The sequence below is a fragment of the Ruegeria sp. BF6 genome, from assembly GCF_056538665.1.
The window spans coordinates 130,198-145,015 of the sequence record NZ_JBQFTN010000006.1; the positions used below are offsets into that span (position 1 = coordinate 130,198).

Annotated in this window: 15 protein-coding genes; 14 read left to right on the top strand and 1 reads right to left on the bottom strand. The window is 59.8% G+C overall.

Annotated elements, in window-relative coordinates; genetic code table 11:
• Window positions 1-311: 311 nt before the first annotated feature.
• The 4 genes from ruvC to ACR0IM_RS15360 all read left to right on the top strand — a co-directional run bounded on the left by ruvC (window position 312) and on the right by ACR0IM_RS15360 (window position 3,194).
• Window positions 312-809 carry a crossover junction endodeoxyribonuclease RuvC gene (gene ruvC / locus ACR0IM_RS15345; RefSeq protein WP_480682458.1) on the top strand — a complete coding sequence of 166 codons (498 nt, stop codon included), beginning with the start codon at window positions 312-314 and terminating at the stop codon, window positions 807-809.
• Window positions 806-1,483 carry a Holliday junction branch migration protein RuvA gene (gene ruvA / locus ACR0IM_RS15350; protein WP_480682459.1) on the top strand — a complete coding sequence of 226 codons (678 nt, stop codon included), beginning with the start codon at window positions 806-808 and terminating at the stop codon, window positions 1,481-1,483. Before ruvC ends, ruvA begins: the two co-directional genes overlap by 4 nt.
• A gap of 4 nt (window positions 1,484-1,487) precedes the next feature.
• Window positions 1,488-2,507 carry a Holliday junction branch migration DNA helicase RuvB gene (ruvB, locus tag ACR0IM_RS15355; RefSeq protein WP_480593618.1) on the top strand — a complete coding sequence of 340 codons (1,020 nt, stop codon included), beginning with the start codon at window positions 1,488-1,490 and terminating at the stop codon, window positions 2,505-2,507.
• 63 nt (window positions 2,508-2,570) lie between these two features.
• Window positions 2,571-3,194, top strand: a complete 624-nt coding sequence (locus tag ACR0IM_RS15360) for a hypothetical protein (protein ID WP_480642327.1) — start codon at window positions 2,571-2,573, stop codon at window positions 3,192-3,194.
• A gap of 3 nt (window positions 3,195-3,197) precedes the next feature.
• Here the strand turns inward: ACR0IM_RS15360 and ACR0IM_RS15365 are convergent, their stop codons facing one another.
• A complete protein-coding gene (locus ACR0IM_RS15365; protein ID WP_480682460.1) occupies window positions 3,198-4,904 on the bottom strand; it encodes a SulP family inorganic anion transporter in 1,707 nt (568 codons plus the stop codon).
• 198 nt (window positions 4,905-5,102) lie between these two features.
• On the opposite strand from ACR0IM_RS15365, the gene ybgC reads away from it, so the two are divergent.
• The 10 genes from ybgC (at window position 5,103) to ACR0IM_RS15415 (ending at window position 14,566) form a co-directional block, all read left to right on the top strand.
• Window positions 5,103-5,510: a tol-pal system-associated acyl-CoA thioesterase gene (gene ybgC / locus ACR0IM_RS15370; RefSeq protein WP_480593612.1), complete on the top strand. Its 408-nt coding sequence runs from the start codon at window positions 5,103-5,105 to the stop codon at window positions 5,508-5,510.
• A 112-nt stretch (window positions 5,511-5,622) separates the two neighbouring features.
• Entirely contained in the window at window positions 5,623-6,318 is a 696-nt protein-coding gene (gene tolQ / locus ACR0IM_RS15375) for a protein TolQ (protein WP_480642325.1), read from the top strand.
• Window position 6,319: 1 nt separating this feature from the next.
• Complete coding sequence (gene tolR / locus ACR0IM_RS15380) at window positions 6,320-6,796, top strand: protein TolR (RefSeq protein ID WP_480642323.1); 477 nt, start codon at window positions 6,320-6,322, stop codon at window positions 6,794-6,796.
• A 9-nt stretch (window positions 6,797-6,805) separates the two neighbouring features.
• A complete protein-coding gene (locus tag ACR0IM_RS15385; protein WP_480682461.1) occupies window positions 6,806-7,903 on the top strand; it encodes an energy transducer TonB in 1,098 nt (365 codons plus the stop codon).
• Window positions 7,900-9,219 carry a Tol-Pal system beta propeller repeat protein TolB gene (gene tolB / locus ACR0IM_RS15390; RefSeq protein WP_480642321.1) on the top strand — a complete coding sequence of 440 codons (1,320 nt, stop codon included), beginning with the start codon at window positions 7,900-7,902 and terminating at the stop codon, window positions 9,217-9,219. The genes ACR0IM_RS15385 and tolB overlap by 4 nt, the downstream gene beginning before the upstream one ends.
• 88 nt (window positions 9,220-9,307) lie before the next feature.
• The gene (pal, locus tag ACR0IM_RS15395; protein WP_480593603.1) at window positions 9,308-9,817 is read left to right on the top strand and encodes a peptidoglycan-associated lipoprotein Pal; all 510 of its coding nucleotides are present in this window, start codon (window positions 9,308-9,310) and stop codon (window positions 9,815-9,817) included.
• Between the two features lie 4 nt (window positions 9,818-9,821).
• Window positions 9,822-10,646: a tol-pal system protein YbgF gene (gene ybgF / locus ACR0IM_RS15400; RefSeq protein ID WP_480682462.1), complete on the top strand. Its 825-nt coding sequence runs from the start codon at window positions 9,822-9,824 to the stop codon at window positions 10,644-10,646.
• Window positions 10,643-11,896 (top strand): tRNA lysidine(34) synthetase TilS, encoded by a 1,254-nt coding sequence (tilS, locus tag ACR0IM_RS15405; protein WP_480682463.1) that lies wholly within the window; start codon window positions 10,643-10,645, stop codon window positions 11,894-11,896. Before ybgF ends, tilS begins: the two co-directional genes overlap by 4 nt.
• 76 nt (window positions 11,897-11,972) lie before the next feature.
• A complete protein-coding gene (ftsH, locus tag ACR0IM_RS15410) occupies window positions 11,973-13,889 on the top strand; it encodes an ATP-dependent zinc metalloprotease FtsH (protein WP_480593594.1) in 1,917 nt (638 codons plus the stop codon).
• A gap of 101 nt (window positions 13,890-13,990) precedes the next feature.
• The gene (locus ACR0IM_RS15415) at window positions 13,991-14,566 is read left to right on the top strand and encodes an MOSC domain-containing protein (protein ID WP_480682464.1); all 576 of its coding nucleotides are present in this window, start codon (window positions 13,991-13,993) and stop codon (window positions 14,564-14,566) included.
• Window positions 14,567-14,818: the final 252 nt, after the last annotated feature.

Here is a 14,818-nt window from a genome sequence, read left to right on the forward strand (position 1 = left end):
TTAAACTTTTGATCATCTGATCTGAGCGGCATCTAGTCTTGTCTATGTGGCCGCACAAGTGTGGAAATTGCATGTGTCCTATGCGTTTTTTGCAAGGGTGTTGATTCCTTAAAAACCGTTAATTTATAGGCCATTAGGCGTTCAGAAAACGTGTCGAATTCAGACTTCCTGCGGTCGCAATCAGGCCGTTTTGTCGCCCCTGAGACAGTCGTGTCGTTTTCAGGCGCAGGGTCAATTCGCTTGGAAAATGTTCACGCTTCGTGCTAATCCGAAAGAAAGATCACAAAAACCCGAGCAGGCTGAGGCGAAATATGCGAATTCTGGGCATTGATCCGGGGCTCAGGACCCTGGGATGGGGCGTCATCGAATCGCATGGCAGCCGGTTGAGCCATGTAGCGAATGGCTTGTGCAAATCCGATGGGGATGATCTGGGGGAAAGGTTGTTGTCGTTGCACAACCAGATTGTCGAAGTCATTGCCGAACATCAGCCCGATCAGGCCGCCATCGAACAGACTTTCGTTAACAAAGACGGGGCGGGAACGCTAAAGCTTGGTCAGGCCCGGGGCGTAGCCCTGCTGACGTTGGCACAGGCCGGGCTGCCGGTGGGGGAATATGCGCCCAACCGGGTCAAGAAAACCGTCGTGGGTGTCGGCCATGCTGAGAAAGAGCAGATCCTGCACATGGTCAAACTGCAATTGCCGGGCTGTCAGCCCAAAGGGGCGGATGCGGCGGATGCTCTGGCGATTGCCATCTGTCACTCGTATTACGGCACAGCGCCCGGGGCGCGGATGAAAGAGGTGCGGGCATGATTGGAAAACTGACAGGGCGGCTGGATTATCGGGCATCTGATCACGTGCTGATCGACGTGCGCGGGGTTGGGTACATCGTCTATTGCTCGGACCGTACCATGGCGGCGCTGCCGGGTGTGGGTGAGGCGGTCTCGATCTACACCGACATGGTTGTGCGCGAAGACCTAATGCAGCTTTATGGATTCCTGTCGCTGGTCGAGAAGGAATGGCATCGTCTGTTGTGCTCGGTTCAGGGTGTTGGAGCCAAGGTTTCGCTGGCCATTTTGTCGGCGCTGGGGCCAGATGGAGTCAGCCGGGCGATTGCTTTGGGCGACTGGGGGGCGGTGAAGGCGGCCAAAGGGGTCGGTCCGAAGACGGCGCAGCGGATCGTGCTAGACCTCAAGGACAAGGCGCCGGGCGTGATGGCCATGGGAGGAACTGTGACCGAGGCAATGGACGGACCCGCCTTGGAGATTGTCGAGTCTGCCGAACCTGCACCGGCCCCGAAACGGGCGGCGAAACCGGCCTCAGGGTCGGCTGCAGCTTCGGCGGGTGCATTGTCGGCCCTGTCCAATCTGGGCTATGGACCTTCCGACGCTGCCTCTGCCGTGGCCGAAGCGGCGGCAAGCTTGCCAGGTGCCGGTGAGGCTGACCTGATCCGCGCGGCTCTGAAATTACTTGCACCGAAAGGGTGATTGAATGGTAGATGCCGATCCCACCCTGCGCCCGGACCCTCTACCCGAGGACAATGACCGCGCCCTGCGTCCGCAAGGGTTGGACGAATTCATTGGTCAGGCTGAGGCCCGTGCAAACCTGCGCGTTTTCATCCAATCCGCCCGGCAACGGGGCGAGGCGATGGACCATACTCTGTTCCATGGCCCTCCGGGTCTCGGTAAGACGACGCTGGCGCAGATCATGGCGCGCGAACTGGGGGTGAATTTCCGCATGACCTCTGGGCCCGTGCTGGCCAAGGCGGGTGATCTGGCGGCGATTTTGACCAATCTGGAATCTCGGGACGTGTTGTTCATCGACGAAATACACCGTCTGAACCCGGCGGTCGAAGAGGTGCTGTACCCGGCGATGGAGGATTTTGAGCTGGATCTGGTGATCGGTGAAGGCCCCGCCGCGCGCACGGTCCGGATCGAGCTGCAGCCCTTTACGCTGGTCGGTGCCACCACGCGGATGGGCCTGTTGACGACGCCTCTGCGTGATCGGTTCGGTATTCCAACCAGGCTACAATTCTACACGGTCGATGAGCTGCACGAGATCGTCACCCGTAACGCGCGCAAGCTGAGTGCACCTGCCGATGATGATGGTGCACGGGAGATTGCGCGCCGCTCGCGCGGGACGCCGCGGATTGCAGGGCGGCTGCTGCGGAGGGTCGTCGATTTCGCCATTGTCGAAGGCGATGGGCGGATTACCCGCGAACTGGCCGACGGGGCATTGACGCGGCTGGGCGTGGACTTTCTGGGTTTGGACGGAGCGGACCGGCGGTATTTGAAACTGATCGCCGAGAACTATGCGGGTGGACCGGTGGGGATTGAGACCTTGTCGGCAGCTCTGTCGGAAAGCCGGGATTCGCTGGAAGAGGTGATTGAGCCCTATCTGTTGCAGCAGGGTCTGATCCAACGGACACCGCGCGGTCGGATGCTGGCGCAAAAGGCGTGGACGCATCTGGGGATGGCCGCACCACGGGGACAAAGCGATCTGTTTGGTTGAAGCCGGACGTCAGAGAATTTAAGCCGTCGGCGAGAGTATTATCGAAAAGATGAAGGATTGGGCGTGAACCCCGAAGACATCCAGGCTTTGTTCACCCGCGAAAGTGGTGAGTTTCTGTTCGCGCGTTGGGGGCGGCCCATTGTGCCGATCGTTTTTGGCGTTGAGGATGAAACTCTGGCCACCGTCAAGGGCGCGTTCGAGGCCGTGGTGGCGCTGGCCGGGCACAAGATGGCCGAGACCGACCCGGAACTGGGTGCCAATTGCATGGTTTTCTTCTTCCGCGACTGGCAGGAGTTGCTGGAGGTCCCCGATCTGGACCGGCTGATCCCCGATCTGGCGCCTCTGGTCGAGCGGTTGGTTGCAGCGGATGCCAACCAATATCGCATCTTTCGTTTCGAGGAAGACGGCGCAATCCGCGCAGCTTTCGTTTTCCTTAGAATGGACAAGGAATTGTCGAAAGTACCGGCCGAAACTTTGGCGCTGAGTCAGGTTGTGCAGACGGTTTTGCTGTGGTCGGATGCCGCGTTTCGGTCTCAATCGCCGCTGGCGGTGGCCGGGGACACAACCGTCCTGCGGCCCGACATCGCTGAACTGATCAGGGCGGCTTATGATCCTGTCCTGCCTGGGGCGGCGCAGGACGCATCCCATGCCTTGCGGTTGTTCGCACGGATGAAACCGCTGCAATAGGCCTCAGGTGGGTGCTTTGTTCGTCGAATGAAACGCCTCGATCAGGGCGTTACCTGTCTCGAAATAGGCGTCCGTCCCGACCAGATCGGTGATCCCGTAACGGTCGAGTTCTTTGCGGACATTGGGCTCGACCAGCAGAAAGACCAGTTTGATGTTTCTGGACTTCAACTGATCGTGGACGCCGCGCAGCGTATAGCCCGCGGTAAAGTCGATATCGTCCACGGCAGAGGCGTCTAAGCAGAACCAGCGCAGCGGCGGGTTGGATTGACCCACGATCGCTGCCACCTCGTCCGACAGGCGCTGAGTGTTGGCGTAGTACAGGCTGTGCGAAAAGCGATAGATCACAAGGCCGGGTTCGAACTGGTTTGGTACGGTGATGGGTTTGGACCGCCAGCCGCCATCGTCGCTTTTGACGATCACTGCATTCTTGGGGCGGTAGCCATGGCGCGTGTGGTCGATTAGTGACAGGACCATCGCAAAGATAATCCCTTGCTCGACACCAACGAAAACCACAACGGCAGCAGTCGTAAGCGCGATCCAGAACTCGGATCGGGCCTGCCGGTATATGGCGGCAAGGCCTTTGAGGTCGATCAGCTTGACGCCGATCAGGAATACCACAGCTGACAGGGCTGCATTGGGCAGGAACGCGAGCGGGCCGGTCAGAAACAGGATCACCACAAGGACAATCGCGACCGTCGTGAGTTGAGCGATCTGGCTGCGGCCTCCGGCGCTGGCCACCATCTCGGTCTTGGTGGGGCTGCCATTGACCACAAAGGTCCCGGTGAAGGCTGCTCCTAGATTGGCCAACCCCAGCCCGACAAGATCGGTGTTCTCGCTGAAATTGTCATCGTAGCGTGCAGCGTAGGCGCGCGAGGTCGCCGCGCTTTGTGCCAGGATCACCACAAAGATCGACAGCGCGGTGGGTGTCAGTTGCTTGAACAGGGCCCAACTCCAATCCACATCCGGGATCGACAGGGCGGGGAGGCCGCCGGGCACCGTTCCCAGTACGCCAATGCCGGATGCACTGAATTGAAAGGCCCAACTGAACAGAATGACACCCAATATTGCGAATAGCGGCCCCGGAACTTTGGGCGACAACCGCTTGCATCCAAGGACAACCACCAGCACCGCCACGGACACGGCAGCCGTTGGCCAATGCGTCTGGCCGTAATGCAGCGCGATGTCCCTGAGCTTGGCAATCGTGCCGTGGCCGGCACCTTCGAACCCCAGCATTCCGGGAATTTCGCCGGTGGCCACCTGTATGCCCACGCCTGTCAAAAACCCGATGAGTACCGTGCGTGACAGGAAATCCGCCAGAAAACCAAGGCCGACAAGGCGCGCTGCGATCAACAGCAACGCCGCCATCAACGCCAATAGCGAAGCCAGCGCGAGATATTCCGAAGATCCGGAAACCGCCATGCCCGCCAGCGCCGACGCCGTGATCGCCGCAGTGGCTGAATCCGCCCCCACCACCAGGTGGCGCGACGACCCGAACAGGGCAAACAGCGCCATCGGGATCAGGATCGTGTACAGCCCGGTGACCACCGGAGTGCCGGCGATCTTGGTGTAACCCATGACTTCGGGGATCGCGAGGCAGGCGAAGGTCAGCCCGGCCAGAACCTCGGTCGGCAGGGCAGAGCGGTTGAGCGGCAGGATGCCCTGTAGGATGGGAAGCGGAGATCTGCCCTCTTTTCCGTGGGGTTCTGCCATTCAATCACCTGTTACATTCACATCCCAATTTTGGCAGGTTAGTCGGCATGGGGCAGGATTTCGATACCGAGGACCGTGTAAGCTGAAATTTGTAGTCTCGCGGGGATTGCACGGCCGCTGATGCACGTGCATCTGTTGATGGTACGGCTCGCCACGAGCCAGACGATTAGAGCTGATAGATAGACCGGATATGTAACCATGGCCGTAAGCACCGCAGCGCAAGACACGCATATCTACCGGGTCCGGGTTTATTACGAAGACACCGACATGGGCGGAGTGGTTTATCACGCAAACTACCTGAAATACATCGAACGTGCCCGGTCGGATTATGTGCGCCGTTTGGGAAACGACCAGAATGCCATGCGTGACGGCGGCGTTGTCTGGGTCATTCGGCGGATCGAGGCGGACTATCTGGCAACTGCTAAGTTTGAGGATGAACTGACCATCGAAACCCGCTTCCTGTCCCGTTCGGGTGTGCGGCTGACTATGGGGCAACTGGTAAAGCGTGGCGATACCGAGGTTTTTCGTGCCACGGTCACCGCAGTCTGCATGAATGCGCAGGGCAAGCCGGTACGGCTTCCGGCAGAGATTCGCGCATTGTTGTAACAAATTGCGGCGTGGGGGTGGTTATGTTGGCTTTTCGTATCCAACTGCGATAGCGTTTGGCAAAACAAGGCCAAATCAAACGGCCATAAGGCAAAAAACAAAGAGCAGATTCATGGAAGCTGAAACGCTGGCGCTGGCGCAGGAGATCGATTTCTCCATGTGGGGGCTTTATGCCCGCGCGACATTTATCGTCAAACTGGTGATGCTGATGCTGGTTGGCGCATCGATCTGGTCCTGGGCAATTATCATTCAGAAACTGATCAACTATCGCGCGGCCCGTCGTGAGGCGCAGGGATTTGATGAGAATTTTTGGTCCGGAAACCCTCTGGACGAGTTGTTCGAACAGATTGGCACCCAGCCCGATGGCAGTTCGGAAAAAATCTTTGCCGCCGGCATGATCGAATGGCGGCGGTCTCATCGCAACGACGGCGGGCTGATTGCAGGGGCCACGGCGCGGATCGACCGTTCGATGGACGTGGCAATCGCCAAAGAAGCCGAGACGCTGCAAAAAGGTCTGTCTATCCTGGCCACCGTCGGTTCCACTGCGCCGTTTATCGGCCTGTTTGGCACCGTCTGGGGCATCATGAACGCCTTTATCGAGATTGCCGAACAGCAGAATACCAACCTTGCCGTTGTGGCCCCTGGTATTGCCGAGGCCCTTTTGGCCACCGGTTTGGGCCTTCTGGCGGCGATCCCAGCGGTAATTTTCTACAATAAGCTAAGCGCGGATAGCGACCGGATCGTGAACGGCTATGAGGCCTTTGCCGACGAGTTCGCCACAATCCTGTCGCGCCAGTTGGACAGCTGACATGGGCGCGGCGGTTCAGCAAAACGGCGGCGGGAACGGACGCAGACGCGGGCGGCGTCGCGGCCGCGCGCAGCCGATGGCCGAGATCAACGTAACGCCATTTGTCGACGTCATGCTGGTGTTGTTGATCATCTTCATGGTGGCGGCCCCGTTGCTGACCGTCGGAGTGCCGGTCGACTTGCCGAAAACGGCAGCCAGCGCCTTGCCCGGTGACAATGAAGAACCCCTGACCGTGACGCTGACTGCGGATGGCCGGGTGCAGATTCAAACCACGGATGTTGTGCGTGGGGAACTGATTGGCAAGCTGCGCGCCATCGCGTCCGAGCGCAGCAGTGACCGCGTGTTCCTGCGGGCCGACGGGGCGATCCCTTATGCCCAGGTGATGCAGGTCATGGGCGCGCTGAATGCAGGTGGGTTTTCCAATGTGGGCCTGGTGACAGACACCGGCGGGCCGACGCTGGAAGAAGGTGGAGAGTGAGGCCGCGCGGTGGATACCGGCACCAAGATCTCGGCAGTTGCCCACGTCGTTTTGATTGGATGGGCCTTTTTCGGCGGTACCTTCCGGTCCGAACCCTTGCCTATGGCGGTGCAGGAGGTATCTGTGGTCACGGGTGAGCAATTTGCAGCGATGACCGCGCAGCGTGACGCCCCCGAGGTGCCGACCCCCACCGCCTTGCAACAGCCCGACCCACCCGAGGATGAAGTGACCCCGACGGCTCCGGTGGAGGAGGAACTGACCCCTCCCGAGGTTGCGACGCCCTCGGAACCTGAGCCCGACCCGGTGCCCGATCCGGTAGAGACCCCGCCCGAACCCGAAGTGGTCGATGAGCCCCCGACACTGGAGCAGCCCGAACCTGTAACCGAAGTGTTGCCGGTACCTCCGGGCCCCGAGGCGCAGCCGCGCCCGGCCGACAAGGTGGCCCCGGAACCCATCGCGCCGCCGCCACCCGAGGCGCAGCCGGATGAGGTGGAGACGCCCGCCGTGTCGCTGGATGAAGGGGCCGAAACTAAAGAGGAGCAACAGGATCAGACCGCCCCGGAAGAGGCGACCGATGAAATCGTGACCGAGGCCGAAGAGACCAAGGACAACGCCCCGCGCACTTCTCCGCGGCCGCGGGTGAGGCCAAACCGGCCTGCACCTCCGACGCAGCCCGAAGTGGCTGAAGAACAGGACCCGACGCCGCCCGAGCCCGCGCAAAGCGACTCTGCCATCAACGACGCACTGGCAGAGGCATTGGGGCAGGGCAGCGAACCGTCCGGCCCGCCACTGACCAGCGGTGAAAAAGACGCCATGCGCCTGGCTGTTTCTAAGTGCTGGAATGTGGGGTCCTTGTCCACAGATGCGTTGCAAACTGTTGTGGTTGTTGGCTTTTCGTTAACTCCGGAAGGCAAGATCGTCGGGGGTAGCCTGCGCATGATCGACAGCTCTGGCGGGTCTGCCGGGGCGGCGAAACAAGCCTATGAAGCCGCCAGACGAGCCATTTTGCGCTGCGGCGCCAAAGGATACACCCTGCCTGCTGACAAATATGACCAATGGCGGGATATTGAGATTACATTCAATCCCGAGAGGATGCGGATCAAATGATGAGAATTCTGACCAGCCTGTTGCTTGGCCTGACGATTTTGGCGGCACCGGTAAACGCCCAGAACGGACCGCTGCGTCTGGAACTGGATCAGGGGATCATCGAACCCTTGCCCTTCGCCGTGCCGAATTTTGTGCCCGACGGGCCAGCGGCGACGCAATATGCCAACGATATCTCTCGGGTCGTTGCGGCCGATCTGACCGGCACCGGGTTGTTCCGCGAAATCTCGCCCGAAGCCTTCATCAGCCGGGTCAGCAGCTTTGAAGCCCCGGTCCAGTTCGCCGACTGGAAAGCCATCAATGCCGAGGCGCTGGTGACGGGTGCGGTGAACGTGTCGGGCAACCGCCTGACGGTGCGGTTCCGGGTGTGGGATGTGTACTCGGGTCAGGAACTGGGCAATGGTCTGCAATTTGCGGGCACCACCGATGGTTGGCGGCGCATGGCGCATAAGGTGGCCGATCAGGTCTATAGCCGGATCACCGGCGAGGGCGGCTATTTCGACAGCCGCGTTGCGTTTGTGTCAGAGAGCGGCCCCAAGGATCAGCGCCTGAAGCGCCTGGCGATCATGGATTACGACGGCGCGAATGTGCAGTACCTGACCGACAGCGCGGCAATCGTTCTGGCCCCGCGCTTTTCTCCCACGGGCGATCGGTTGCTTTATACCAGTTATGAAAGCGGCCAGCCGCGTATCTACGTGCTGGATGTGGATCGCGTTCGCCGGACCGAGTTGAAAACGCAGGAAGGCACGATGAGCTTTTCACCCCGGTTCTCTCCGGACGGACGCTCAATCGTGTATTCGCTGATCCAGGGCGGCAACACCGATCTGTGGAAAATGGACATCGCCTCGGGTCAGAGCGTGCGCCTGACCAACACGCCAGCAATTGAAACCGCACCCAGCTATTCACCGGATGGATCTCAGATCGTGTTCGAAAGCGACCGGTCCGGAACGCCGCAGCTGTATATCATGCCTGCTAATGGCGGTGAGGCGACCCGCATCAGTTTCGGGCAAGGCCGTTATGGCACGCCGGTCTGGTCACCGCGGGGTGATCTGATCGCCTTTACCAAGCAGAACAAGGGCCGGTTCCATATCGGCGTCATGCGCACCGATGGCAGTGAGGAACGTCTGCTGACCTCGTCTTTCCTTGACGAAGGCCCGACTTGGTCACCCAACGGCCGTGTCATCATGTTCACGCGCGAAACGCAGGGGGCCAGCGGTCGGGCGTCGCTATATTCGGTGGATATCTCGGGCCGGAACTTGCGCCCGGTGCGCACCCCCGATGGCGGCAGCGATCCTTCCTGGGGGCCATTGCAGAATTGATCGGGGCAGGGGCTTGGAAAAGTTCACAAAAAACCTGCACTGTGCTACAGAGACGGCAATAAACCGATAAAACAACGAGGCACTTGAAATGAACGTATTGGGCAAAATCCTGGCCTTGGGCACGCTGAGCGTGATGGCCGCTTGTACCAACAATGATCCGTCGGCATTGGGCGGTGGTTTCGGCAATGGCGCAAATGGCGCAATCGCACCGGGTTCGCCCAGCGATCCGCGTTCGCCGGCCTATTTCCAGCAAACCATCGGTGATCGGGTATTGTTCGCGGTGGATCAATCGACGTTGACACCGCAGGCACAACAAACCCTGCAGGGACAGGCGGATTGGCTGATGGCGAACCCGGACTATGTGGCCACAATCGAAGGCCATGCAGATGAGCAGGGCACACGCGAATACAACCTCGCCTTGGGCGCACGCCGGGCCAATGCGGCCCGTGAGTTTCTGATCTCGCGCGGGGTGGCGGGTAACCGTCTGACCACCGTCAGCTATGGCAAGGAACGCCCGATCGAGATTTGCAGCACCGAGGATTGTTATTCCAAGAACCGCCGTGCGGTGACGGTGCTGACCGGTTCAACCTTGGGGTAAGACGATGAGAGTTGCAGGATGGGTTCTGGCTGCGGTTGTTGCAACCGCCGGAATGGCACAAGCACAGGATCAGCAGACCTTGGCGGATATCCGTCAGGAACTGACGGTGCTGCATGTGGAAATTCAGCGCCTGAAGCGTGAGTTTTCAACGACTGGCTCTCCGGCCCCGAACCTGTCCGGCAGTTCCGTTTTGGAACGCGTGGATGCCATCGAGGCAGAACTGCAGCGCCTGACACGCCAGACCGAACAACTGAACCAGCGCGTGCAGAATATTGTAACTGATGGCACCAATCGGATTGGTGACATGGAATTTCGCCTTTGCGAGTTGGAGCCAAACTGTGAAATTTCGGGTGAGCCTACCAGTACATTGGGCGGTGAAACTGAAATCATCGCAGCAGCACCGGCTACGCCAACGACCCCCCCCGTGATCGAACAGGGAGAATTGGCGGTAGGTGAACAGGCAGATTTTGATGCTGCCGCGCAAGCCTTGGCGGAGGGCAACTTTCAAACCGCAGCCGATCAGTTCGCACAGTTCGACACTTCTTATCCCGGCAGCCCGCTTGCACCCGAAGCCAATCTGAAACGTGGGCAGGCATTGGAAGGTCTGGGCGACACGCGTGAGGCCGCGCGGGCGTTTCTGGCCAGCTTCACCGGTGATTCCGAGGGCGCATTCGCGCCCGAGGCCCTGTTCGAACTGGGGGCCGCACTGGGGCGTCTGGGTCAAACTGATCAGGCCTGCATCACCCTGTCCGAGGTTGGCGTGCGCTTTCCGGCCTCGGCCACCGTATCCGCAGCCACGCAGGAAATGGCGTCGCTGGGCTGTTCTTGACCGATCAGGCCGATACTCTTCGATCCGAACTTCGCGCGCGGCTGCCTGACCGGTTGCCGCCGCGTTTAGGTGTCGCCGTCTCCGGCGGTGGAGATTCGGTCGCTCTGCTGCACCTGCTGCGTGATATTGCGCAAACCGAACCAATCCGGTTGTTTTCCGCAACGGTGAATCACGGTTTGCGACCCGAAGCTGCCGCTGAGGCCGATAAAGTTGCCAGACTGGCCGCGCGCTTGGGCATCCCCCACGAAACGTTGCTGTGGCAGGGCTGGGATGGCGCAGGAAATCTGCAAGATCAGGCCCGGCAGGCGCGATACCGGTTGTTGTCCGACTGGGCGCGGCGCAATGACATCCCGGCAATCGCTCTGGGCCATACGGCAGATGATCAGGCCGAGACGGTGCTGATGCGGTTGGGCCGGGCGGCAGGGGTCAGTGGCCTTTCGGGTATGCCTGACGCGCGGGACCAAAATGGCGTCACTCTACTGCGTCCGTTGCTGGGGATCACGCGGCAAAACTTGCGAGACTACTTGTCGGGGAAAGGTGAGAGCTGGATCGATGACCCTTCGAATCACGACCAAAGATTCGACCGGATCAAGGCTCGCGAGGCGCTGACGGGGCTTGGGCTGCTTGGGATTTCCGCGCAATCTTTGGCCCGGGTCGCTGAAAACCTTGCACAAGCGCGTGAGGCGCTGGCGCGCTATACGCAGGAATCTGCGTGTAGGATTGCAACAGCCGATGGCGGGGATGTCTGTGTCGACCGCAACGGTTTCGAACTGCTTCCAATGGAAATCCAAAGGCGGCTGGTCGTCGGTATCATCGCTTGGATTGCCGGGCAGGGCTACCCGCCGCGCGGAGCAGCTGTCGATCAGGCCGCCACCGCTGTTCGAGAAGGGCAAACACTGACCCTCGCGGGCTGTCTTCTGGTCCCGCATCAGGATAAAACGTGGTTTTGCAGGGAGCTAAACGCTGTGGCGACAGCAACCGCCGCACCGCAAGAGGTCTGGGATAACCGCTGGATCTTATCCGGACCCCGAACGCCGGGCACCGAGGTCCGCGCACTGGGAGAGATAGGTTTGCCGCAGGTGCCCGAGTGGCGCGCCTTGGGCAAACCCCGTCGGGCGCTGTTGTCTTCACCCGCCGTCTGGAGCGGGGAAAACCTGCTGGCGGCGCCTTTGGTCGACTATTCAAACGGTTGGACCGCTGAATTCGCCGCGTATAGGCCCGAGTTTTATTCTTCGCTTTTATCGCATTGAACATGCTCGAATCATCTCTATTTTATAGGACAACCCGGCAGGTCCCCATCTGCCGAAACCTTTTGGGAGATTTTCCTTGGGCAACGCTCGTAACATCGCCTTCTGGGTCGTTCTGTTTCTGCTGATCCTTGCACTGTTCAATTTCTTCAGCGGTCAAGGCGGAACGCTTCAGAGCAATGAAAAAACCTATTCCGATTTCGTCACTGCGGTTGAAGGCGGCGAAGTCAAGAATGTGACGCTGGATGGTGAGCAGATTCGCTATACCACCCAAAGCGGCGCGAACTATGTCACCATCAAGCCCGGCGATGCCGAGGTCACCCAACTGCTGATTAAGGAGAACATTCCTGTTCAGGCGGTGAAACAGCAGCAATCCGGATTTCAGTCCTTCCTGATCACATTGCTGCCCTTCCTGCTGCTGATCGGTGTCTGGATCTATTTCATGAACCGGATGCAGGGTGGCGGCAAAGGCGGCGCGATGGGCTTTGGCAAGTCCAAGGCCAAGATGCTGACCGAAAAGCATGGCCGCGTGACCTTTGACGACGTCGCAGGCATCGATGAAGCCAAGGAAGAGCTGGAAGAAATCGTGGAATTCCTGCGAAACCCGCAGAAATTCTCGCGCCTCGGCGGTAAAATCCCGAAGGGTGCGCTTCTGGTTGGCCCTCCGGGTACTGGCAAGACGCTGCTGGCCCGCGCGATTGCTGGCGAGGCGGGCGTGCCGTTCTTCACTATCTCGGGTTCGGACTTCGTTGAGATGTTCGTGGGTGTCGGTGCATCCCGTGTGCGCGACATGTTCGAACAGGCAAAGAAAAACGCACCCTGCATCGTTTTCATCGACGAGATCGACGCCGTGGGTCGCCATCGTGGCGCCGGTTACGGTGGCGGTAACGATGAACGCGAGCAGACGCTCAACCAGTTGCTGGTCGAGATGGACGGCTTCGAGGCCAATGAAGGTGTGATCATCCTGGCCGCGACCAACCGAAAAGACGTTCTGGATCCCGCATTGCTGCGTCCCGGCCGGTTTGATCGCAACGTGACCGTCGGCAATCCCGACATCAAAGGCCGTGAGAAAATACTGGGCGTTCATGCGCGCAAAACACCTCTGGGCCCTGATGTCGATCTGCGTATCATCGCGCGGGGTACACCTGGTTTCTCGGGTGCTGATCTGGCCAACCTCGTGAACGAGGCCGCGCTGATGGCCGCGCGTGTAGGCCGTCGCTTTGTCACCATGGAGGACTTTGAAAACGCCAAAGACAAGGTGATGATGGGGGCCGAACGCCGCTCGATGGTGCTGACTCAGGATCAGAAGGAAAAGACCGCATATCACGAGTCGGGCCACGCCGTTGTTGGCATGACGCTACCGTTGTGCGATCCGGTCTATAAGGCGACGATCATTCCCCGAGGCGGCGCGCTTGGCATGGTTGTTAGCCTGCCCGAGATGGATCAGTTGAACTATCACCGCGACGAGTGCGAGCAGAAGCTTGCTATGACGATGGCGGGTAAGGCTGCTGAGGTCATCAAATACGGTGAAGATCACGTCTCGAACGGCCCTGCCGGAGACATCATGCAGGCCAGCCAGTTGGCGCGCGCCATGGTGATGCGCTGGGGCATGTCTGACAAGGTTGGCAACATCGATTATGCCGAGGCGCATGAGGGATATTCGGGCAACACAGCCGGGTTCTCGGTTTCCGCTCATACCAAAGAGCTGATTGAGGAAGAGGTGAAGCGCCTGATCCAGCAGGGTTACGAGCGGGCCCACCAGATTCTGACCGAAAAGAACGAGGAATGGGAGCGTCTGGCCCAAGGTCTGCTGGAATATGAGACCCTGACCGGGGATGAGATCAAGCGGGTCATGAACGGTGAATCACCTGGCGAAGGTGACGACGAAGGCGACAAGCCCGACGAGGGCAGTGCGCCGAGCGTGACAGCGATCCCGAAGACCAAGGTCAAGAAATCTCCGCCCGATGGCGGAATGGAGCCGGAACCCTCGGCATAAACAAACCAGACCCGGGCCTTGTCCCGGGTCTTTTTTCTTCCCAAGCAGGGTCGACTGCCGTCTACTGCCGGGCGAAAGAACCGTCTGGGAAAGGGGCGAAAATGCCAGTGACGCGCGAGACTGAATATAGAGGCGAGGTGATCTGGTTGGGCCATGTCCCCGCAGGCAATTCGATCCGCGCAAAAGCCGTCGATGCACTGGATCTCGGTTTTGCCGGGGATCGCGGCGCACGGCATGAAGGCGAAAACCGGGCCTCATGCGTGCGGGTGAAAAACCTGTACCCGCAGGGCACGGAAATCCGTAATGTCCGGCAACTGTCGGTGCTGTCTGCGGAAGAGATCGAAGCGACGGCGCAAGAGCTGGCGCTGGACCAACTGGACCCGTCCTTTCTGGGGGCCAGTATAGTTTTGCGCGGTATCCCGGACTTTACCCACATTCCACCCTCTTCACGGTTGCAGGTCGCAGGAGGCGTCACCATCACCGTTGATATGGAGAACCGCTCCTGTGTCCTCCCCGGGCGTGAGATCGAGACGGATCTTCCCGGGTATGGGGCTGCATTCAAACCGGCCGCAAAAGGGCGGCGCGGAGTTACCGCGTGGGTCGAACGGCCGGGCGAATTGAAGTTAGGTGACCGGATGACCCTGTTCGTACCGGATCAGAGGGGGTGGGCACCATAAGGGTCACTCGTTTCCGATCAGAGGCCCGCGAAGTGACGCTACGCCGTTTCGCGGCACAAATATGTCGGAATCTATAGCCATCCGTTTGGTACACAACGGTATGGGTTGCGCAGCGCCGACGCATTGCGCCGGTTTTGCACGGCATTCAATCAGGGACCCTGCCCAATGAGCTATAAATCCGACATCGAAATCGCCCGCGAAGCGAACAAGAAGCCGATTCAGGAAATCGGTGCCAAGATCGGCATCGATTCT

What these genes read in the sequence shown, in the direction of transcription:
- ruvC (WP_480682458.1), top strand. Translation starts at nt 312, where the DNA reads ATGCGAATTCTGGGCATTGATCCGGGGCTCAGGACCCTGGGATGGGGC.
- ruvA (WP_480682459.1), top strand. Translation starts at nt 806, where the DNA reads ATGATTGGAAAACTGACAGGGCGGCTGGATTATCGGGCATCTGATCAC.
- ruvB (WP_480593618.1), top strand. Translation starts at nt 1,488, where the DNA reads ATGGTAGATGCCGATCCCACCCTGCGCCCGGACCCTCTACCCGAGGAC.
- ACR0IM_RS15365 (WP_480682460.1), bottom strand. Translation starts at nt 4,904, where the DNA reads ATGGCAGAACCCCACGGAAAAGAGGGCAGATCTCCGCTTCCCATCCTA.
- ybgC (WP_480593612.1), top strand. Translation starts at nt 5,103, where the DNA reads ATGGCCGTAAGCACCGCAGCGCAAGACACGCATATCTACCGGGTCCGG.
- tolQ (WP_480642325.1), top strand. Translation starts at nt 5,623, where the DNA reads ATGGAAGCTGAAACGCTGGCGCTGGCGCAGGAGATCGATTTCTCCATG.
- tolR (WP_480642323.1), top strand. Translation starts at nt 6,320, where the DNA reads ATGGGCGCGGCGGTTCAGCAAAACGGCGGCGGGAACGGACGCAGACGC.
- tolB (WP_480642321.1), top strand. Translation starts at nt 7,900, where the DNA reads ATGATGAGAATTCTGACCAGCCTGTTGCTTGGCCTGACGATTTTGGCG.
- pal (WP_480593603.1), top strand. Translation starts at nt 9,308, where the DNA reads ATGAACGTATTGGGCAAAATCCTGGCCTTGGGCACGCTGAGCGTGATG.
- ybgF (WP_480682462.1), top strand. Translation starts at nt 9,822, where the DNA reads ATGAGAGTTGCAGGATGGGTTCTGGCTGCGGTTGTTGCAACCGCCGGA.
- ACR0IM_RS15415 (WP_480682464.1), top strand. Translation starts at nt 13,991, where the DNA reads ATGCCAGTGACGCGCGAGACTGAATATAGAGGCGAGGTGATCTGGTTG.